Origin of the sequence: Actinomadura meridiana (assembly GCF_039537545.1) — a bacterium.
Taxonomy (GTDB): domain Bacteria; phylum Actinomycetota; class Actinomycetes; order Streptosporangiales; family Streptosporangiaceae; genus Spirillospora; species Spirillospora meridiana.
On the sequence record NZ_BAABAS010000003.1, the window covers coordinates 336,385 to 355,947 of the forward strand.

At 66.7% G+C, this 19,563-nt stretch carries 15 protein-coding genes; 8 read left to right on the plus strand and 7 right to left on the minus strand.

The genetic code is table 11. The features are described 5' to 3' along the window. The first annotated feature begins 196 nt into the window (after positions 1-196). From ABD808_RS03040 to ABD808_RS03075, 8 genes are all read left to right on the plus strand, one after another. The gene (locus tag ABD808_RS03040) at positions 197-1,084 is read left to right on the plus strand and encodes a beta-ketoacyl-[acyl-carrier-protein] synthase family protein (protein WP_344889227.1); all 888 of its coding nucleotides are present in this window, start codon (positions 197-199) and stop codon (positions 1,082-1,084) included. A 56-nt stretch (positions 1,085-1,140) separates the two neighbouring features. Then, the gene (locus tag ABD808_RS03045) at positions 1,141-2,181 is read left to right on the plus strand and encodes a methyltransferase (RefSeq protein ID WP_344889230.1); all 1,041 of its coding nucleotides are present in this window, start codon (positions 1,141-1,143) and stop codon (positions 2,179-2,181) included. Positions 2,182-2,281: 100 nt separating this feature from the next. Then, positions 2,282-3,883, plus strand: a complete 1,602-nt coding sequence (locus ABD808_RS03050; protein ID WP_344889233.1) for an ABC transporter transmembrane domain-containing protein — start codon at positions 2,282-2,284, stop codon at positions 3,881-3,883. After that, positions 3,883-5,652 carry an ABC transporter ATP-binding protein gene (locus tag ABD808_RS03055; protein WP_344889236.1) on the plus strand — a complete coding sequence of 590 codons (1,770 nt, stop codon included), beginning with the start codon at positions 3,883-3,885 and terminating at the stop codon, positions 5,650-5,652. The genes ABD808_RS03050 and ABD808_RS03055 overlap by 1 nt, the downstream gene beginning before the upstream one ends. Beyond that, positions 5,639-8,083 carry an AMP-binding protein gene (locus tag ABD808_RS03060; RefSeq protein ID WP_344889239.1) on the plus strand — a complete coding sequence of 815 codons (2,445 nt, stop codon included), beginning with the start codon at positions 5,639-5,641 and terminating at the stop codon, positions 8,081-8,083. Before ABD808_RS03055 ends, ABD808_RS03060 begins: the two co-directional genes overlap by 14 nt. Continuing rightward, complete coding sequence (locus tag ABD808_RS03065; RefSeq protein ID WP_344889242.1) at positions 8,067-9,428, plus strand: preATP grasp domain-containing protein; 1,362 nt, start codon at positions 8,067-8,069, stop codon at positions 9,426-9,428. Before ABD808_RS03060 ends, ABD808_RS03065 begins: the two co-directional genes overlap by 17 nt. 44 nt (positions 9,429-9,472) lie before the next feature. After that, a complete protein-coding gene (locus ABD808_RS03070; RefSeq protein ID WP_344889245.1) occupies positions 9,473-10,219 on the plus strand; it encodes an O-methyltransferase in 747 nt (248 codons plus the stop codon). Further along, the gene (locus ABD808_RS03075) at positions 10,219-11,235 is read left to right on the plus strand and encodes an LLM class flavin-dependent oxidoreductase (protein WP_344889248.1); all 1,017 of its coding nucleotides are present in this window, start codon (positions 10,219-10,221) and stop codon (positions 11,233-11,235) included. The genes ABD808_RS03070 and ABD808_RS03075 overlap by 1 nt, the downstream gene beginning before the upstream one ends. On the opposite strand, the gene ABD808_RS03080 is transcribed toward ABD808_RS03075, so the two are convergent. The 7 genes from ABD808_RS03080 to ABD808_RS03110 form a co-directional block, all read right to left on the minus strand. Continuing rightward, entirely contained in the window at positions 11,168-11,812 is a 645-nt protein-coding gene (locus tag ABD808_RS03080; protein WP_344889251.1) for a flavin reductase family protein, read from the minus strand. The two genes, ABD808_RS03075 and ABD808_RS03080, sit on opposite strands and share 68 nt — an antisense overlap. Positions 11,813-11,966: 154 nt before the next feature. After that, positions 11,967-13,115, minus strand: coding sequence for a 2-oxo acid dehydrogenase subunit E2 (locus ABD808_RS03085; protein ID WP_344889254.1), 1,149 nt, complete (start codon positions 13,113-13,115; stop codon positions 11,967-11,969). After that, positions 13,108-14,127 carry an alpha-ketoacid dehydrogenase subunit beta gene (locus ABD808_RS03090; RefSeq protein WP_344889257.1) on the minus strand — a complete coding sequence of 340 codons (1,020 nt, stop codon included), beginning with the start codon at positions 14,125-14,127 and terminating at the stop codon, positions 13,108-13,110. Before ABD808_RS03090 ends, ABD808_RS03085 begins: the two co-directional genes overlap by 8 nt. After that, positions 14,124-15,035 (minus strand): thiamine pyrophosphate-dependent dehydrogenase E1 component subunit alpha, encoded by a 912-nt coding sequence (locus ABD808_RS03095; protein WP_344889260.1) that lies wholly within the window; start codon positions 15,033-15,035, stop codon positions 14,124-14,126. Before ABD808_RS03095 ends, ABD808_RS03090 begins: the two co-directional genes overlap by 4 nt. 17 nt (positions 15,036-15,052) lie before the next feature. After that, positions 15,053-15,322: an acyl carrier protein gene (locus tag ABD808_RS03100; protein ID WP_344889263.1), complete on the minus strand. Its 270-nt coding sequence runs from the start codon at positions 15,320-15,322 to the stop codon at positions 15,053-15,055. 322 nt (positions 15,323-15,644) lie between these two features. After that, the gene (locus ABD808_RS03105; protein WP_344889266.1) at positions 15,645-16,568 is read right to left on the minus strand and encodes a transglutaminase-like domain-containing protein; all 924 of its coding nucleotides are present in this window, start codon (positions 16,566-16,568) and stop codon (positions 15,645-15,647) included. 130 nt (positions 16,569-16,698) lie between these two features. Beyond that, positions 16,699-19,542 (minus strand): lantibiotic dehydratase, encoded by a 2,844-nt coding sequence (locus ABD808_RS03110; RefSeq protein WP_344889269.1) that lies wholly within the window; start codon positions 19,540-19,542, stop codon positions 16,699-16,701. Positions 19,543-19,563 lie beyond the last annotated feature (21 nt).

The following is a 19,563-nucleotide window of genomic DNA, read 5'->3' on the forward strand; positions in this document are numbered from 1 at the left end:
CGCCAGACCCGGTGCGGATCCGTTCTTCGGAGGACCGGCGCGCCCCGGGTGGGCTGGTGGACGAATACCTCCGGGCGATGACGACGTCGGGTCCCCGGCCGATCTCGTCGAGTCCTTCGCACCGCCGGTGCCGTCATCGGTCATCTGCGAGATCCTCGGCGTCCCCGCGGTGGAGAGAAAGATGTGATCTGGTGACATGAAGAACCTCGTCGTCTCCTCGATCGAGTCCGTGCACGGCGATCCGCGCCCGATCTCGGCGCTCACCGGCGCGGACGCCACCGGCGCCGCCTCGCTGGCCGACGATATTCACTTCTTCCGGGAAACGAGTCTGGCCGTCTGGGAGCTTGCGGCGGCCGCGGCGGAACGGACGCTCGGCGCCTCGCGAGTCCGCCCCGACCTCGTCGTCTACGTCAGCGAGAACGACGACGACGCGGCCGGTACACTGCCGCGGCTCCTGGCACGGCTCGCGCTCCCTTTCACGGACCATCTCGCGCTCGCCGGTCATGACTGCGGCAACCTGCCCGTCGCCCTCAAGGTCTCGGACGCCCTGTTAGAGGCCGGGCACGACCGAGTGCTGCTGGTATTGGCGGACCGCGCCCGCGACGGGCACCGCACCATGGCCAACGGCCTGTCGGTCTTCAGCGACAACGCGACCGCCTGCCTGCTCGCCCGAGAACCGGTGGCGGACGCCGCGTCGCTGGCGGTGGACGCGGTCGTCACCAGGACAGAGATCCCGCTCGATGCGGGCGGAGCGGGCCACGACCTGCTGTCGAGCGTCCAGCTCGTCCAGGAGGGCGCCGAAGGGCTGCTGAAGGAGACCGCGTCCACCGGAGCGGATTTCGCGCACGTCGTGCTGCCCAACTATCGGCGGACGGCTCAGATCTTCCTGATGACGGCGCTCGGGATGCCGCCGGAGAAGCTGTTGAGCGGCCGTGTGGCCGAGTTGGCGCATTCGTTCTCCGCCGATGTCCTCATCACCTTGGCCGAGCGATCGGGACGCGGCGACATCGCGGCAGGTGAGCGTCTTCTGGCGCTTGTTGGCGGCCCGTACTCCTGGTCCGCCCTAGCGCTACAGAAGCTTTGAATGGGCGCTACACCATGCGGGCGGCCGAGCGTCCGCCCTCAACGGAAGGAGAGCGCATGGCATCCATTGCCTCGTTCGAAGGCGTCGATGTCTACGAAAGATTCCATTTCCTCGTCAACGCTCCGGCGTTGTTTCACGCGGTCGCCAGCGCGGTTGAGTTAGACATCTTCCGGTTTCTCGGTGAACGGGACCAGGCCACGTTCGAGGAGCTCCGGGCCTTCACCGGCGTCCCCGCTCACCAGCTCAGGGTTCTGCTTCAGGCCGTGTGCTCCACGGGTCTGGTGCGCAAACGGGACGGCGCCTATGTGAACTCCGAGGCGGCCACCGATCTCCTGGCCGCCGACACCCCGGACAGTTGGACCCACATCATCCTCGGCTGGCGGGACATCTACTATCCCGCTTTCCCCCGCCTGACGGCCTCGCTGCGGACGGGCACCAACCTCGCCCTCGACGATTTCCCCGGCGACGAGCCGACGCTCTACCAGAGGTTGTCCCGCGACCCTGAGCTGGAATCGGTTTTCCATCGGGCCATGAGCGCCTTCACCCTGCGGAGCGCCAGGGCACTCGTGCGGCGCGAGGAGTTCTCCCCCGTCCGTCGGCTCCTGGACGTCGGCGGTGGTGACGGCACGACCTCGGCGCTGCTGGCCGACCGTCACCCGGAGATGGCGCTCACGATCTTCGATCTGCCCAGCGTGTCGAAGCTCGCCGCGTCCAGTGCGAATGCCGGACGGCTGCGGTTCCGTCCGGGCGACCTGTTCCGTGACGACTTCCCGGAGGGATCGGACGCGGTTCTCTTCAGCCACGTGCTGGAGATCTTCTCGGCGGACCGCATTCTCGTCCTGCTGAGAAAGGCCCATGCCGCGCTCCCGCGCGGCGGACGCGTCTTCATCTACGGTTTCAATGTTTCCGAGAACGAGACGTCCGGTGTCTTCTCCGCCCGGCTGGGCCTCTACTTCAACGTTCTCGCCAGCGGCCAAGGAATGGCCTATCCGGCACGGGACTACGAGGAGTGGTTGGGCGCGGTCGGCTTCGAGGACGTCCGAACGGTGAGCGGCATGCCCTACGAGCACGGGCTGACCATGGGCGTGAAGGGATAGCCGAGGAATGCGCGAATTTCCTGAGCCGGACACCGGCGTACCGCATCTCGGGAGCCCTCTGCGGTTTTTGCTGTGGTTCGTCTCGGTCTACAAGGCGCCCATGACCTTCGCGGTTCTCTTCGGCTCCGCGTGCACCGTCGCCCAGGCGCTGATCCCGGCGGCGGTGGGCCGAGGCATCGACCAGGGGCTGATCGGTCAGGACCGGCGGGCGCTCCTGGTCTGGAGCGGCTGCGTTCTGCTGCTCGGACTCATCCAGGCGGTCACCGGCACCCTGCGTGATCGCTGCGCACTGACCAACCGTCTCGGCGCCACCTACCGGACGGTGCGGATGCTCACCGCGAAGGTCGCCGACCTCGGAGCGGAGCTGCCCAGGAGCATCTCCGCCGGTTCGCTGGTCACCATCAGCACGACGGATCTGGGACGGATCGGCCTGGCGTTGGAGAGCATGGCCCGCGGCGGCGGCGCGGTCGTGTCCATCGTGTTGATCGCGGTGCTGATGCTCGTGGCCTCCTGGCAGCTCGGCGGCGTCGTCCTCCTCGGGGTGCCGCTGGTCGCGTGGGTCGTCGCCCGCCTCATGAGGCGGCTTCACCAACGACAGAACGACCTGCGGGAGCGGCAGGGCGCCCTCACCGATCTGGCCGTCGACATCGTCGACGGGTTGCAGGTCATGCGCGGAGTCGGCGGTGAGCGGGTCTTCGCCGCCCGCTACGCCGCACGTTCGCAGCGGGTGCGGAGCGAAGGCGTCAGGCTCGCGACCGTCGAGGCCTGGATCGCCGGATGCCGCCTGCTGTTTCCCGGGTTCCTGACGACCGCCATCGTCGGCCTCGGCATCCACCAGGTGCGTGCCGGTGTGCTCAGCCCGGGCGCGCTGGTCGCCTTCTACGGTTATGCCGTCTTCCTCGCCGAACAGATGCGCCGCCTCACCACGACCGTCGATCGCCTGACCCGGGCGCTGGCCGGAGCGCAACGAATCGTGGGAGTCCTCTCCGCGGTGCGGCAGACGGGTTCGGGAACGCGAACCATGCCGGACCACCGAGATGAGTTCTTCCTCGCCGACCCGGTGAGCGGCCTGACCGTCCCCGCCGGCTCCCACACCGCGATCGTGTGCGCGAGGGCGTCCGAGGCGGACGCGTTGGCCGACCGGCTCGGACATTACGCGGATCCGCCGGGCGGTTACGCGGGCGTCCCCCTCGACGAGTTCCCAGTGGACGAGGTACGGCGGCGGATTCTCCTTGTGGACCGCGACCCGAAACTCTTCTCGGGGGTGCTCGCCGACCAGTTGGGCTGCGCCGCCGACCCCGACGAGGTCGGCCGGGCGCTCTGGGCCGCGTCCGCCCAGGACGTCATCGACGCGCTACCGGACGGCCTGAAACAGGAGATCGGCGGCGGCCGTGAGTTCTCCGGGGGCCAGCGGCAGCGCCTCGCGTTGGCACGCGCCCTCGCCGCCGACCCCGAGACCCTCATTCTCCTGGACCCGACGAGCGCCCAGGACGCCCACACCGAGGCCCGGATCGCCGACCGCGTGCGCGCTCACCGCGCCGGCCGCCGCACGGTCGTCCTCACCACGAGCCCGATCCTGCTGGACCGGGCCGATCACGTGATCTTCGTGGAGAACGGCAGGGTGACCGCGGAGGGCACCCACCGCGAACTGCTCGGTTCGCCGTCCTACCGGCCCGTCGTGAGCAGAGGGGTGAACCTGTGATGGAGGACCTGCCCATCGCCACGAGCCGCCAGGTCAGGAGACGGGCCCGGCGACTCATGGGGGAGCACTCCCGCGACCTGTCGTTCTCCCTTCTCCTGCACGCCTCGGCCACGATCGCGGGACTGGTCGCTCCGCATCTCCTCGGGCGGCTGGTCCAGACCTCCGAGCAGGGAGGCGGCGGCGCCGCCCGGACCACCGCCGAACTCTGCGCCGCCCTCATGGCGCAGGCCGTCCTCGCCGGGTTCGCGACGTTGACGTCCCTGCGCCTGGGCGAGAAGGTCCTGGCCCAGCTGCGGGAGGAGTTCGTCGCCAGGGTCGTCTCCCTGCCGATCTCCGTGGTGGAGCGGGCGAGCCCGGGCGATCTGGTCACCAGGACGACCCGGGACGTCGACGTCATGGCGGCCACGGTCCAGTTCGCCGTGCCGGACAGCCTCGTGGCGCTGTCGACCGTCGCCCTGACGATCGGCGCCGTCGTCCTGACGGCACCGATTCTCGTCCTGCCGTGCCTGATCGGCGTGCCGCTGCTCTGGTGTTCCACCCGCTGGTACCTGCGGCGGGCCAGAGCCGGGTACCTGCGCGCCAACGCGTCCTACGCCCGGCTCACCGGCGGCATCGCCGAGACGATCGACGGCGCCAGGACGGTCGAGGCGCTGCGCCTCGCCGATCAGCGCCGCGCCAAGGCCGACCGTGACATCGTCGAGTCCTACACCGCGGAACGAAGAACACTCTTCCTGCGCAGCGTCTATCTCCCGATCGCCGACACCGCCTACATCCTCCCGGTCGCCGCGACACTCCTCGTCGGCGGCCTGTTCTACCTCGGCGGGACGGTGACGCTGGCGGAAGTGGCGACGGTGACGCTGTACATGCAGCAGATCGTCGGCCCGGTGGACCGCCTGCTCTTCTGGATGGACGAACTCCAGGTCGGCGGCGCGTCGTTCGCGCGGATCATCGGAGTGTCCCAGGCGGAGGCGCCCGACCTCGGCCGGACGAGCCGGGACGGGGCACTGGACGCGGCCGAGATCGTCCTGACGGGGGTGAGCCATGCCTACCGGACGGGCCGGGACGTTCTGCACGGCGTCGACCTCGTGGTCGAACCGGGGGAACGCCTCGCGCTGGTCGGCCCGTCCGGGGCGGGCAAGAGCACGCTGGGGCGGCTGATCGCGGGGATCCACCCGCCTTCCGCGGGGACCGTCACCATCGGGGGCGTCGACCTGGAGGAAATCTCGCTGGCGGCGTTACGTCGGCGAATCCTTCTGGTGACGCAGGAACAGCACGCCTTCCGCGGCACACTGCGCGACAACCTGCTGATCGCCCAGCCGAACGCCACCGACGACCGTCTGGAGCACGTGCTCTCGGCCGTCGGCGCCGGGGAATGGGCGGCCGGGCTGGGCCTCGGCGGGGAGGTCGGATCCGGCACGCTGCTCCCCGCGCAGCTCCAACAGCTGGCTCTCGCCCGGCTCCTACTGGTGGACCCCGGCGCGGTGGTCCTCGACGAGGCGACCTCGCTGCTCGATCCGGCCGCCGCGCGCGAACTGGAACGAACGTTGGCCACCGCCCTCGAAGGGCGCACCGTCATCGCCATCGCGCATCGCCTGCACACCGCCCATGACGCCGACCGCGTCGTGGTCATGGAGGACGGGCGGATCAGCGAGGTCGGTCGCCACCATGAACTGCTCGAACGGGACGGTCCCTACGCGCGGCTCTGGCGCTCATGGCACGGCGACACCGAGGAACCACCGCGAGAAGAGGAAGTACATGCCACCCCATGAGCTAATCGCCGCCGGTCAACGGGCACCGCGCATCGACGGATGCCTTCCCCCGGAAGTCGCCGCGGACCGGCCCCGATTCACCGCCCGCCCCTACCGCGGCGAAACCGGGACCGCGTCGTTCCCCGAGAGCCTGACGGCCGGGCTGGCCGCCCTCAGCGCGAACACCGGCATCCCCGTGGAGATCGTCCTTCTCACCACCTGGGCGGCCGTCCTCCACCGCCACACCGGACAGAGCAGCCTTCTCCTCGGACTGAACACGGCGGGGGGCGGGGAGCCGTCTCTCCCCCTGCACCTGGAACTGGAGCCGAAGGCGTCCTTCACCGAGGAGGCCTCCCGGGTCCGAACGGCCGTCGCGGCGGCCAGACGGCTCACCGATCCTTCGGAACCGCCCGTCGGCCTCCCGGTGCTCTTCGGCCCGCCCGGAACCGGCGAGGAGGCGGATCTCGCGCTCGCCGCGGTGGAAGGGGACGAGCCGTCCGCGCTCACCCTGACCTACAACGCGAGCCTGTTCGACCGCACGACCGCCGCCTGGATTCTCGGCCACTGCGTCGCGCTCCTCACGGCGGCCGCCGCCACACCCATGGCCGCGCTCCGAGACCTACGCGTTCAGGACGAACCCGTCCACGACACCACCTGGCGACTGGCTGTCCCACCCGGGTACCGGTTCCCTCCGCCTCCGGGACCGGACGAAACCCTGGTCGACCGGTTCACTCAGGTCGTCGTCGGCTGCGCTGCCCGCACCGCGGTCACCGGGCCGTCCGGCCGGCTCAGCTATGCCGAGCTCGGCGCCCGCGCCGCAGGCACCGCCCGGCTCCTCGGGCGTGCCACGGGCTCCGGCGGACGGGTCGCGCTGCTGTGCGACCACGACATCGGGGCGGTGGTCGGCATCTGGTCGGTTCTCCTCGCGGGCGCCGTCTACGTTCCGCTTGACCCGAGGCAGCCGGACGGTCGGCTCTCCGTCCTGCTCGCCGACGCGGACGTCGCGGCGATCGTGTGCGATGGGAACCTACGAGACCGGGCCGAAACCCTGTCCAGGGGCGTTCCCGTGATCATGCTCGATCCGGCGCGCGACGGTGTGCACGGCGACATGCCCGAGCCCCCGGTCACCGCGGAGTCTCTCGCCTATCTGCTGCATACGTCGGGGTCCACAGGACGTCCGAAAGCCGTGATGCAGAACCACGGGAACGTCCTCGCGCATGCGCTGGCCTACTCCGCGCGCGTCCGCATAGGCGCCGGGGACGCCGTTCCTCTCCTCGCCCGCTACACGTTCGATGCCGCGGTCATGGACCTGTTCGGGGCGTTGCTGACGGGAGCCACCGTCCGGATTCTCGATCCACTGGTGCCCGCCGCCCGGTTACGCGCGGAACTGGCCGCGTCCGGCGCGAGCGTGGTGCACTGCACCCCCACCTTGTTCCGCCACCTCGTGAGCGACCTCCCGGGCGACACGGGACGGGCTGCCGCGTTCGCGACCGTCCGCGTCGTCGTCCTCGGCGGTGAGGAGGCGACGCGCGACGATCTCGCCACGTTCCTGCGGGCGTTTCCTCCGGACAGCTCCCTCGTCAACGGACTCGGCCCCACCGAGTGCACGGTCGCGCTCCAACACCTGGCCACCAGAGCCGACCTCGACGGAGTTCGCCTCCCGTTGGGCGGCCCCGTCGAAGGGGTCGCCACCCGCCTGCTCGACCCGGACGGGCACCCGACCGACATCTTCGGAGAACTCGAGATCCTCAGCGGTCGTGTCGCCAAGGGCTACTGGAAGCAGGACGCCGCCACCGCGGTCGCCTTCGAGAGAGCGGACACCTACCGGACGGGGGACCTGGTTCGCCGCAGAGCCGACGGAAGCCTCGAATTCCACAGCCGGAAAGACAGACAACTGAAGATTCGCGGACATCGCGTCGAGCCGGGAGAGGTGGAGGCGGCTCTGCGCGGCCACCCGACCGTGGCGGAGGCGGTGCTGACCGTCGACACCCGGGGGCCCGCTCCCCGGCTGGTCGGGTACGTCACACCGGCGACCTCGTTCGCTCCGGACACCGCCGATCTGCGCCGCTTCCTTCAACGGATGCTTCCGGAGCACGCGGTCCCGTGGCGGCTGGTCTCCCTGGAGCGGCTGCCGCTCGGACCCACGGGAAAGCTCGACCGAGCGGCGCTGCCGCCGCCCCCGGAGAACGGCTCCCCCACGAGCGACCTGCCGGTCAGCGGAACGCAGCGGGAAGTCATCGGCATCTGGAACGAAATCCTCGGCGTCACCACGCTCGGACCGCACAGCGACTTCATGGCCAGCGGAGGCGATTCGGTCCAGGTACTTCGACTGCTGACCGAGGTGAACGACCGTCTCGGGGTGGAGATTCCACTCCTGGACTTTCTCGTCCAACCCACCGTGGCTGCCATGGCCGCATTCATCGAAGGAAACCGCCGTGCTCATACCGCCTGAGACCCTCGCGCGCCGCTCCACGCCGACCGCCGACGGCCGGAGATCGGCCCGAGTCCTCGTCGGCAACGACTTCAGCCAGGACGTCCGGACCGACCGCGGCTGGACCGGCTGGTGGGTCCAACGGATCGCATGGTTCGCGGAGGACGGCGACATCCTGGTCCTGCCGGTACGTCCGGACGACGATTTCCTCGACTATGTGACGGCCATGACCGGGACGCGCAAGGATTCGCTGTCGATCGTCGTCCCGCCCGTTTCCGAAACGGACGAGGGAACGCTCTCCCCCGCCCGGCTCGCGAACCACGATTTCATTTCGGAACTGGAAAAGGTGATGGTCGGACGGAGAATCACCCATCTGTCGGCGCTGTGGCCCGACCCCGCGGTGGCGGCCCTCGCACGGGCCGTGGGCATCAGCTCCTCGATGCCCGGTCACGGTTTCGTCAGCCAGGCCGGCGGGGTCATGGTCAACAGCAAATCCGCGTTCCGGATGATCGCCGGAGGCGCGGGGGTGCCACTCCCGGACGGCACCGTCTGCACGAGCCCGGAATCCGCGGAAAGAGCGATCGTCGAACTCCTCGACGGCGGCCCGGTCATGGTCAAGCACGACTTCCTGTCCGGCGGACGCGGAAACGAGATCCTCACCACCGGGGAGCCGTTCCGGCCGATCGGCGCCCGCCGGGTGGTGCCCATCGACAACCCCTCCGACGTCCACTCCTACCTGGAGGAACGCTGGGAATGGCTGACCGCCGGAGGTGCCGGACGTCCCGTGGCCGAGCGGTACGTCCGCGACAGCTCGGCCTTTTTCGTAGAGTTCCTCATCTCTGACTCCGGGGTGGAACTGACGGGCGATGGGGAACTGCTCTCGGCGCCTTACGCGGTCGGCCAGATCATGCCCTCCCAGGGGGTGGAGCCCGCCGTATTCGACCAGCTCGTCGAGGGCGGCCGCCGTCTTGCCGAAGCTCTGCACGCCCTGGGATATCGGGGCATTCTCGGCCCGGACGCGATAGTGACGCCCACTCGGGAGGTCCTCTTCACCGAGTTCAACGGCAGGATCACCGGCTCGACCCACATCTACGGCCGGATCGGCGGCCGCGCCGTGGACGGCTTCGGGAAAGACCGCATCATCCTCGAACGAGTCTGGCCGGGAGGATGGAGCACCCCTTCCTTCACCGACGCCCTCACCACTCTGCGAGACGCCGGCCTCGCCTACGATCCGGCGACGCGCACCGGCGTCATCCTGACCAACGCGTTCGACGGCCAGAACGGCGTCATGTACTGCGTCGTCGCGGAGAACCTGAACACCGCGTGGTCGGCGGACCGGGCACTCCACCCACTGTTCGCCGCCTGAAGACCGCCACCCGACACGGCCCGTTTCATGATGAGGACAAAGCGATGATCAACGACCATTTCGTCTCCGCCGTGCAGCCGTTGCGGGTCCCGGAGATGGGAACCGACTCCACCGCCCCGCTCCTGTACTGGCTGGTGCGAACGTTGAGGCCCAGAACCGTCCTGGAAGTCGGGATGGGATACACGACGCCATTTCTCGCCCAGGCGCTCAAGGACAACAAGGCCGCGTTCGAGGAGGAACGGAACCTGCTCACCGCCGGCGACCGCGAAAGCGTCCTTCCCCTCGCGCATGCCGCCTACTACGAGGAGCCCCACGAACCGGTCCTGGTGTGCATCGACCGCATGACCGACGCGTCGTCGTCCGCACCCCGGGCGCAGCGGGTGCTGGAGGATCTGGGCCTGTCCGACGTGTGCCAGGTCATCGAAGGCGACCTGCGCGGGTCGAGCGACAGGGTCAAGGACGCCGTCGGGCTCCTCGACTTCGCCTGGATCGACACCTGGGACACCCTCGCGTTCGTCCGGGAGTACTGGGACCTGATCAACCCGGCCGGGGGCGTCTTCGCCGCCCACTACCTCATGACCTACCCCGAGGGAAGGGCGGTCCTACGCTATCTGGAGTCCATGAGGGGCCGGGAAGGAGGCCGCATGGAGATCACCAATCTGCGTGAACCACACCGTTTCGCGCAGAACAGCACGACCCTGATCCGGCGGATCCGCGACTACGCCGATCCCGAGGATCTGCGTCCCCGCGGCAACGCCAACGATCCGGTCGGCGTCCTGGAGGTTCGCTGATGCACGTCTACGCGGTCACCCCGCAGGCACCCGGCCCGGACGACACATCCGGATCCGGCTATGCCGGGCTGTTGGCGGAAACGGCGGACGCCTGCGAACGCGCCGGTTGGTCGGGCATCCTCGTCCCGCACAACCTGCACGAAGTCGACCCCTGGCTGATCACCGGACAGCTGGGGCAGGCCGCCGAGCGGCTCGTCCCTCTCGTGGCCGTCCAGCCGGCGTCGGCCCCACCGCACACCGTCGCCGCGATGGCGGCCGCTTTCGCGGTCCTGTACGGCCGTCCGCTCGACTTCAACCTGGTCGCGGGCGCCAGGGAGGACGAGCGCCGGCAAACGGGAGATCTCCTCGACCACGACGAGCGGTACGCGAGACTCCGCGAGTACGGAATGATCCTCCGCGCGCTCCTGCGCGGAGAAGAGGTCACGATGGCGGGGCGCTTCTACTCCTACGACCGTTTCCGGCTGGTCCCGCGGCCGGACGTCCTCTCCCGCAGCAGGCTTTTCGTCGCGGGATCCTCGCCGGCGAGCATCAGCGTGGCCCAGGAGATCGCCGATGTCGTGGTAACCCATCCGACGCCCTTCGCGGAATGGTCAGAGTCCTTCCTCAAGCCGCTCGTGGCGGGCGGCTACACGGGCGGACTCGGAATCAGAGTGGGCGTCGTCGCCGACTCCCGGAGAGAACGCGCCTGGACGGAGGCCGAAAGGCGATTCCCCGAAACATGGCAGGGTCGGCAGGAGACGCTGCTCAAGACCGTCTCCTCGAACAGGTGGGCGCGTGACCTCGCCGTCCGGTCGGTGGACGCGCAGGAACGACCAGACCGATCCGACCCCTACTGGCTGGGCGCATTCCGCAGCGGCAAGGCGAGCGCGCCCTTCTTCGTCGGCACCCACGAGGAAGTCGGGGAACGACTCGGCGACTACGTTCGCGCCGGGATCGACCACATCCTTCTCAACGGCTGCCACGAGGCCGACTACCACGACATCGGACGAGCGATCGCCATCGCATCGAAAAGCTGAAGGAACCGGTTCGGGAGACCCGGGCGTCCGGCCCGTCACCGACACTGGGGGGCCTGACGCCCTCACTGAGCGTCCAGAACCGGCCACCCTGGAAGACCAGCGGCCGCTCCCACGGGACGCTGCTCGCCGCCCGCACTCCCAGCAGGACGATCACATGGTCGCCCGCGGGCACCTCCGCGGTGACGGAGCATTCCAGCCACGCGACCGCGCCGCGCAGGAACACCGCGTCGCCGTCGCCCGCCGTCCAGTCGAACCCGTCGAACCGGCTGTCCGCCGGCCCGGCCAGCGCGCGGCACAGCGCCCCGTCACGCTCCCCGAGGACACTGATCCCGACGGTGCGGGCGTCGCGCACCCGCTGCCACGTCCGCGACGAGTCGGCCACGCAGACCGACACGAGCGGCGGGTCCAGCGACACCGAGGTGAACGAGCTGACCGCCATGCCCGCGACGGACCCGTCCCGGTCCAGCGCGCAGAGCCCGACCACGCCGCTGGGAAAGTTCCCGAAGACGTCACGTAACGCCCTCTGCCCAGCCACCAGGCGCAGCCGCGGCGACCACGTCTCGCTCCCCACCCGCACCGTGCCTCCTTCCACCAGCCGGGCCTTCGCGGAAACTCCCACGCGGGGCGCCGCCTGCAAGTCCCTGTTCTGCGCGGCTCAGCGCCGTCCGCAACCCCTTGAGGGGTGCGGCTCGCTCCAATCCGTACAGGGGTCACGGAACATGCCGTCAAACTCAGGCTTTCGTAGGTTGACCGGGAGATTCCAGCGCCCTGGAAACGGCCAGCAGAAAAGCGGACGCGGAACGACCGTTGATGACACGGTGGTCATAGGCGGCACCGAGGTTCACCCTGCGCCGGGCAGCTGGTTTCCCATCATCGGCGAGCACCACTTCGTCGAAAACCGCTCCGAGAGAGACCGCGCAGGTGAGCCCCAGGGGGATCATGGGGATCGCGTAGGCGACGCCCGCGTCGATGTTGAGCGAGAGAACGATGGTCGCGCCGGAGAGTTCGTCACGGGTCAACGCGCCCCGCAGAGACTTCAGCCGGAAACGCATCAGGGCGTCTCCGACTTCGGAGAGGGACGTCCGGTCGGCCGCGTTGATCACTGGTATCTGCAATCCCTGCCCGACATCGATCGTGACTCCGATGTTGGGGGCCGCGCCGAGCCGCATCGTGCACCCGCTGGGCATCGACGCGAAGAACGCGGGGAAGTCCTCGGCCTGCGCGGCGATCGCTTTCACAACCAGTTCCGGCAGACCGCCGAATCGTTGCGATGAACGCGCCGTCAGCCAGCGTAAGGCGTCCTCGCAGTCGGCCTTGACCACGGTGAAGCCGACCGGGATGTCGCGATGGGAGGCGACGACGGCGTCCGCCACGCTCCGTTGCCCAGGTGGCAGGGAATCCCACGGAATCGACATCGCCGGAGGTTGCGGCCGAGGCTGAGACGTGACCGCGTCGGCCTCGGTTTCGGCCGATCCTTGGGCAGAGATGAACGCCTCGACGTCTCGGCGGCGTACGGTACTCCGGTTGAGCCCGCCGAGTTGACCAATGTCGACATTGTGACGAGCGGCCAACTCGGCGGCCGCACGGGAAAGGAGCGGCGCGTTGGGCTTCGGGTCGACGATGCCTGCGTCCGGCGCCGCATCCTCCCCGAGCGCGCGGATACGGGCGATGCTCTGACCGAAGAGGTACTCCGCGCCCGCCGGCAGGAGCCACTCCACCACGCCTTCGTGGGTGCTGAGCACCTCCTCAGCGACCTTCGCCGTCTCCACCGTGGCGATGGGCTGGTCGACCGTCACGGTGGCCCCGTTGGGGACGAGCCATTCGACGAGCACGTAACGCTCATCATTGGGGTGAAATCTTGGGACGGTCACGTCATGCATTGGCGAGGTCTCCGATCGCTTGAAGAATAGTGTCCGCCTGCATGAGAACGTTTCGTTCCAGATGGGGTGCAGCGGGAATGCTGCTGTCCTTGGAACTCACCACGCGCACCGGCCGGGAAAGCTCGTCCCAAAGTTGGGTGTGCAGGATGTGCGCAATCTCAGAGCCCCATGTTCCTCCTGCGGCGCTCTCCTCGGCCACGATGATGTGACCTGACCGAGAGAGGATTTCGTGCATCGAGCCGAGACCATAGGGATGCAACTGGAACGGCACGATCACATCGCAGATGATTTCATGCTCTACAAAGGCCGTTCGTACAGCTTCAAGCGCTCGCAGTGCGGTCCCGCCGGTGGCGATCACGGTGCAGTCGGGAGTGTCCTGTCCGCCGTCAAGCCGCACCCATGCCGGCCCCTCGCGTCCCCGCGGGAAGTCGAGCGTGAAGACGTCGTCGACTTTCGGCCCTAGCCGCAGCCGCTCCCCGTACAGCGTCTTGTCCTCGAACAGGATGCACGGCTCACCGATGTTGAGCAGGCGCGGGAGGAGACGCGTGCTCTCATGGAAGGGCGACAGCTCGTAGAGCCTCAGGTTGGGAACTCCGATGAAGTGCTTCTGGGGGCTCTGGCTGTGCGTCGCCCCGTACCCGCGGTGGCCACCCACGGGCGCCCTGACGACGAGGTGCATGGGGACCCGATGCCCAAACATGGTGACCGACTTCGCGCTGGCATTGACGATCTGGTCGAAGGCCAGCGTGAGGAAGTCGGCGAACATGATCTCCACGATGACCGTGTTCCCGTTGAGGCACAGCCCGTTGGCCACTCCCACGATCCCGTTCTCACTGATGGGAGTGCCGATGACTCTGTCGGGGAAGCGGGTGGAAAGGCCCCGGGTCGCTTTGAAGGCTCCCCCGTACGGATCCAGGATGTCCTCTCCGAGGATGAGCAGGTCATCGTCAGCAGTGAACGCTTCATGAAGCGCGCGATTGAGATTCTGCACAACTCGCTCGGTCTGTTTCATTCTCCGTCACCAGCATGCTCGGCGGCCAGTCGCGGTGCACTCACCAAAGGTCGACGTCGTACTTCTTCGATGGCGTCGTCGAGTTGCTTCCTGGCGATGCTCTCGATCTCCCGCGTCTGAGCCTGGTGGGCGAAAGCGTATGCCGGGTACCAGTCCGCCAGTTCGGCTTCCCGGATCTGCTGTGCCGTACGAGCATCATCGCCCTTGCTGTGCGGACCGACCCGATGCGTGACGAACTCGACGATGAAGGGTTTCGATGACTTCCGGGACTCGTTGAAGTCCATGCGAAGGTCCGCTCTGATTTCGTCGATATCTGTGCCTTCGATGCGCTGGTAGGCGATTCCGAACGCGGCAGCACGCGCGGCGATTGACCCGGCCATATGAGCAGATGTCGGCGTGGTCTGGGCGATGCCGTTGTTCTCTACCACGACTACTAGCGGAACGGACCAGAGCGCCGCCATGTTCAGGGCTTCGTACACCGCTCCTTCGCCCCAGGTACCGTCCCCGATGTACGCGACCGCGCAGCGCTCGAGGGCCCTTCGTTTGAAGTGCAGCGCGATACCCACAGCGATCGGGAGGCTTTCACCCTGGACCCCGGTCGACAGATAGCCAGGACGATGGATGTGCTGGCTTCCGCCGACGCCGCCGCACACGGCGCCCTGGCGCCCCAGGAGCTCGGCGAGCAGCCCGGTGACATCTCCGAATCGGGCAAGATAGTGGCCGTGTCCTCGGTGATGGCTGAGCACGAAATCGTCCGGGTGTAACAGGCGTTCCAGAGCGACCGGAATGTACTCCTGGCCGAGGCATGTGTGCGTCGTTCCACGGATATCTCCGGTCGCGGCCATCCGCAACAGTTCCTCTTCGAAGCGTCTGGTCAGAAGCATGGACAACAGGTCGTCGTCGGCCACGGCCGACGGATCGGATCTCACGCTCTCTCAACCCCGATCTCCCGGTCCGGAATGACGGACCCCAGCGCCGTCCAGAGAGATCGAGGCGTGGCGAACACCTCGGTGGTGAGGAGGTCGTAGGGCATGGGAAAGTCGAGCATGTCCTCAAGGTCCGCGACGAGCGCCATCATCGCGACCGAGTCCATGCCGAGTTCCATCAGGGACACCTCGGGACGGATCTCCGAACCGTCCGGAACACGGCAATGGGCGTGAATCAGATCTTCAAGGAACTTCGGAATCGTTTCCACCTGGGCCTCACGATGTACTCGTTGACTTGCCAGTAGACCACTCGCCGACCGACCAATACGAGCTTGCCGCGTCCGAAGAATGACCAGAATCCAAGACGACCAAGCTTATAAACGCCAAATCAGATTAGCGCCCGACACTTACGCAACTCAAGGTTTCCAAGTCGCACGAGGAATCCGGCTCTCCCTGCGGGTGGGGAGCTGCCCACACGCGGCTACTCCTGCCATGGCGAGTCGTGGTCGTCACGGCGGGGAACGCCGTCATCCGCACCACGTCGCAGTGCCGCTGGCGAGCTCGGCTGAATCGAGGGCCAGGTCGGCCTGTTCACTCGCATGAGCCGAGCCGTCGGGGGTCGTTCAGCACCTTCATGCGGGTGGGGAGCGTCATCGGCACGACGGTCCCCTGATGCGTGACTTCCAGGGGACGCGTGGACGATCCGCAGATCGGACGGAGCATCGCCGTGGCCGGGTAGCCCACCGACCACTCGTCAGACTCGAGGACTTGCCAGCGATGCAACGCTTTGAACAAGAACGGATCGAAGGGAACCCATGTCGAACCAATCTTGAACTCGGTCCAGTGATGCCGCGTCGAAAACGGGGCAGTCATGATGATGCCGTTAGCATGCCGGGTCTCATATCCCAAACGCCTACCTTCGGCCTCCAGCAGTTGGGCGAGAGATATGCAGTCACCGATAGACGTCTCCAGAACCATCTCCACCGGCCAGGTGAGAAGATGTGGAAGCGACATCAGAAAGATGTGATCATACTTCGCGAGCAGCGACTGGACATCGTCCGGGATGGCCTCCTCGTTGGCCGAGGACGTCGCCTCTATTCCACATATCAGACGATCCTCGTTCTCATCCATTCTGAACGACGCGTCCAGGATGGGCGTTGATATCTGAAAGTCACACTTGCCATCGTGGCACGGTTCTGGGCAGTCGACGCGAAACTGAATATCGAAGTCCAGAGTCGCGCCTGCCCTGGCGCGCTCAAGAATCTTGGGCCAGGCGAGCATTCCCCGCCGAAAGGGCGAAGGCAGCATCATGTACCGGGAGATATTGTAGGCGTCCGACCAGGCGAAATGCCACTGCTCGCCGATGCGTTTCGCGGGTAGCCCCTGGGCGAGCATCTCCTTCTGAAGCTCCGGCCCGATACCGAACATCCGCGTAACATTGTGGGCGGAGACTTCAAAACTTCGGTAGCCGTCCGGAATGAGAGATATAAGACGCATCACTTCATGCAGTTCCATCACAGTCTCCGACCACACCCGCTGCTGTCCAACAGCCGAGTATCCGTCCGGCAGGCGATGAGCACATGGCGCTCAGCACGAGAGTCCCGTGGGCCGACCCGGGTAGCTGAGCACTTGAAAGAATTCGTTGTCACGACGACCGCGCTCCTTGGAGTACGTCGCCGGTATGCGTCGAAAATCTTTCCCATGGGAGAGACCCCATCTCGGGCCTGGACCGATACTCGAGAAGCTTTCGAATTGCGCAATCGTACGCGACATGCTCAAGTCGAACCGAGTCCACGACGAAGATCCTGTTCAGATGCATATGTAGCACCGACCTCATGATCTCGTAGTCCGGAGCGAGGTCCCGCAGTCGGGTGGCTACGTCCGCATCGAGGCTATAGCTTTCAAAAAAGGAATCAAACTTCTTGCGCTGAAGCCGATAGAACTTGCCCAGACCGTTGTGGCCTGGGGGAACCTCACACCGGCTCACGTTCTGCCGCCACCTCAGGAACTCCAAACACTCGTCATGCGTAGGCCACATCAGCCCCACCCAGGCCATGATGTCGGCGATCGACTGGAACAGTCGCAACACATGTCCCGGCCGCCGCGAAAGCCATGCGGCAATGTGACCACTGTCGGCAGTGAACAAGGCCTCGGCTTTGGGCAGGTTCTCCACTCCGCCATATCTGGCGATCTCCGGAACATAACGATCCGTCACCGCACGGGTGATGGGTGCCTGCTCACCCAGATCGGTCATCGCCGCGATGACTTCGTGCTTCCGCTGTGGATCCTTCAGCCGTACTCTCACTCGGACGTGATCGCCATCCTCCGGGTAGCGGACGAAGAACCACTGGTGAATGAGCCCGCGGTCCTCCAACTGCCGTGCCAGGGCAGCCGCCTTCCCGATGACGCCGTCCGCGGCGAGCACACTACAGAAGTACTTGAAGTAGACCCAGGCACGTCCGTGCGATGGGCTGTACGAAATCGGGCGTGACGGTGCCGACGGTGTCGAACGAGCCCTCGCCAGCGGAACATAGAGCTCTGTGACATGCTTACCGTGTGGACTGACCGACCCCGGGCTTTCCATTTGAGGCATCTCATAGAAATCGACGAAACCGCTCGTCCCGATATGCTCGATGGCGTCCTGTACCGCAGCCGGTCGTGCCAGGTCCACAGGGACCTGCTGATGAGACTGGCCGTAGCCGACCCATCGCCGATCCCCGATCCCCTTCAGGAGCTCGTTCAAGCGACGGCCCTTCAGATCACTGCCCTGCAAGCGCCAGCGCTCCGGTGACACGATGATGTCTCCACAGGTGATACGCGGCAGGTGAGGGAGGGTGGCGAGCGGCCCCCACCTCCACATCAGTGGGTCTGCGGTACTCGTGATGCTGGCGAGCAGCCGGTAGAGGGGATCCTTGCTGAAGTCGGGATGATGAGCGGTGTTGACCTCCAGCACGACGGGCCTGCCCGAGATCGAGTCGCGCAGGTGGAACCTGTCGTCCTCAAGGCGAATCAGCAGCCGCTCAAGGTGAAAGTTCCCTCCCCCGGCCCCCGACAGAGCGAGGTGGGCGTCGTTGAGACGGGGCCTGATCAGGATGTTGCCGTCACGGCCTCCTGGGCTGTGCAGGAGCTCGACCGTAAGCACGTCCTCAGCGTCCGCGCCGGCAGACCTCCCCCAACTGATCAGTTTGGACGCCAGTTCGTTGTCGCCAAGCCCGAAACGCGCCAGCCGCGACAACGGTGCCCCCTGCTGCGCGCAGATGAACATGGCCGCGAAACCGGAGCCAGCCTTGTCGAGAAGCGCGGCTTGAAGTGACCTGCTCAAGCAGAGGTTCCCGAGCGGAAGCTTCTCGATATCGTAACTCTGAGATCCATTTACCAGAGCACCCATGGCTTCTAGTGCCGCCTCGGGGCCACCGGGCCGAATGGCCTCCTCGCGTTCGTCAACCCCCGCGTAGTTGGCAATCGCAGACCTGGCGGGCAGCCACTCCCCCGCCACCCCCGTGGTGAAGTCCAGGGCTTCGAGAAAACTGACCTCGCCGTCCTCGTAGCGGCACCGGAAGGCATCACGAAAGCTCGCAAGGCGATTGCCGCGGTGGTCGAGCATCCCCTCAAGCCTGCGAGCAACCCCTTCCAGGCTCGTTATGGTCCGCGAAGAAACTTCACCGCTCTTCAGGCTCAACTCCAGATCAAGGTGATAGCGCTCGTTCACTGAAAGATTCTTCTTGAGAACCGGCAGAAGCTCGGCCGCCTCGCTCCATTCGGCACTCAAATCGCTGACCAGGGTCGCGCCCGCCTCTCGGAGGCCCTCTTTCGAAAGCAGGAGCAGCGCCTCAGACTCCCTGGTCTTACCTGCTCGGCGAAGAAGGCCGGCTGCGACTCTGCTTGGTTCTTCACCCGCCTCCAGCAAGCTGATCGAATATTCGATGATTCCAGCATCTATGTATCGCTGTATGTCCTCGGTGCTGAAAGAATCAAGCAGCTCACTCTTGAGCAGATTCGCGCCTCTTCTCTTCATCAGCCGCTCCAGCCGGGGGTCGTCCGTCACGTGCACAGACGTGAGGTCAGGACGGCAATAGCGATAGCCATCCTGAGAGCGACGCAGCGTCGCGTTCACCCTGACCGGCGCCCATGCGCTCGTGATGCCACCGAGGCTGTCGCGAAGTATCCGTTCGATGACGCCGGTGTCAGTGCGTACGCGAACTCGGTGTTCCGACCTGCCAGCGAGCTCTATCGACTGATCCCGCCCCAAGCCGATCAGACAGGTTCCGGCCAGCAGCCCAAAAGGCGTCGCTCTGCCACCCATACGAGCGATGTAACGACGCACGGCACGCTGCGCCTTTTCATGCTTCGCAGACAGAGCGACCAGCTCCGGACCGGCGGCAAGCGTGATGGCCTGCGCGACAAAAGCAGCACCCAGGGACGCCTCTTCGATCTCATCTACGCTCAACGCCGCAACACGCAGGACCGCGAAGTCAGGGCTCGTGATCATACGCTTTCCCCCGTCCTGGAC

Bases quoted from the DNA above. Each gene is read 5' to 3' on its own strand.
- ABD808_RS03040 (WP_344889227.1), top strand. From the start codon at position 197: ATGAAGAACCTCGTCGTCTCCTCGATCGAGTCCGTGCACGGCGATCCG.
- ABD808_RS03045 (WP_344889230.1), top strand. From the start codon at position 1,141: ATGGCATCCATTGCCTCGTTCGAAGGCGTCGATGTCTACGAAAGATTC.
- ABD808_RS03050 (WP_344889233.1), top strand. From the start codon at position 2,282: ATGACCTTCGCGGTTCTCTTCGGCTCCGCGTGCACCGTCGCCCAGGCG.
- ABD808_RS03055 (WP_344889236.1), top strand. From the start codon at position 3,883: ATGGAGGACCTGCCCATCGCCACGAGCCGCCAGGTCAGGAGACGGGCC.
- ABD808_RS03060 (WP_344889239.1), top strand. From the start codon at position 5,639: ATGCCACCCCATGAGCTAATCGCCGCCGGTCAACGGGCACCGCGCATC.
- ABD808_RS03070 (WP_344889245.1), top strand. From the start codon at position 9,473: ATGATCAACGACCATTTCGTCTCCGCCGTGCAGCCGTTGCGGGTCCCG.
- ABD808_RS03075 (WP_344889248.1), top strand. From the start codon at position 10,219: ATGCACGTCTACGCGGTCACCCCGCAGGCACCCGGCCCGGACGACACA.
- ABD808_RS03085 (WP_344889254.1), bottom strand. From the start codon at position 13,115: ATGCATGACGTGACCGTCCCAAGATTTCACCCCAATGATGAGCGTTAC.
- ABD808_RS03090 (WP_344889257.1), bottom strand. From the start codon at position 14,127: ATGAAACAGACCGAGCGAGTTGTGCAGAATCTCAATCGCGCGCTTCAT.
- ABD808_RS03105 (WP_344889266.1), bottom strand. From the start codon at position 16,568: ATGGAACTGCATGAAGTGATGCGTCTTATATCTCTCATTCCGGACGGC.
- ABD808_RS03110 (WP_344889269.1), bottom strand. From the start codon at position 19,542: ATGATCACGAGCCCTGACTTCGCGGTCCTGCGTGTTGCGGCGTTGAGC.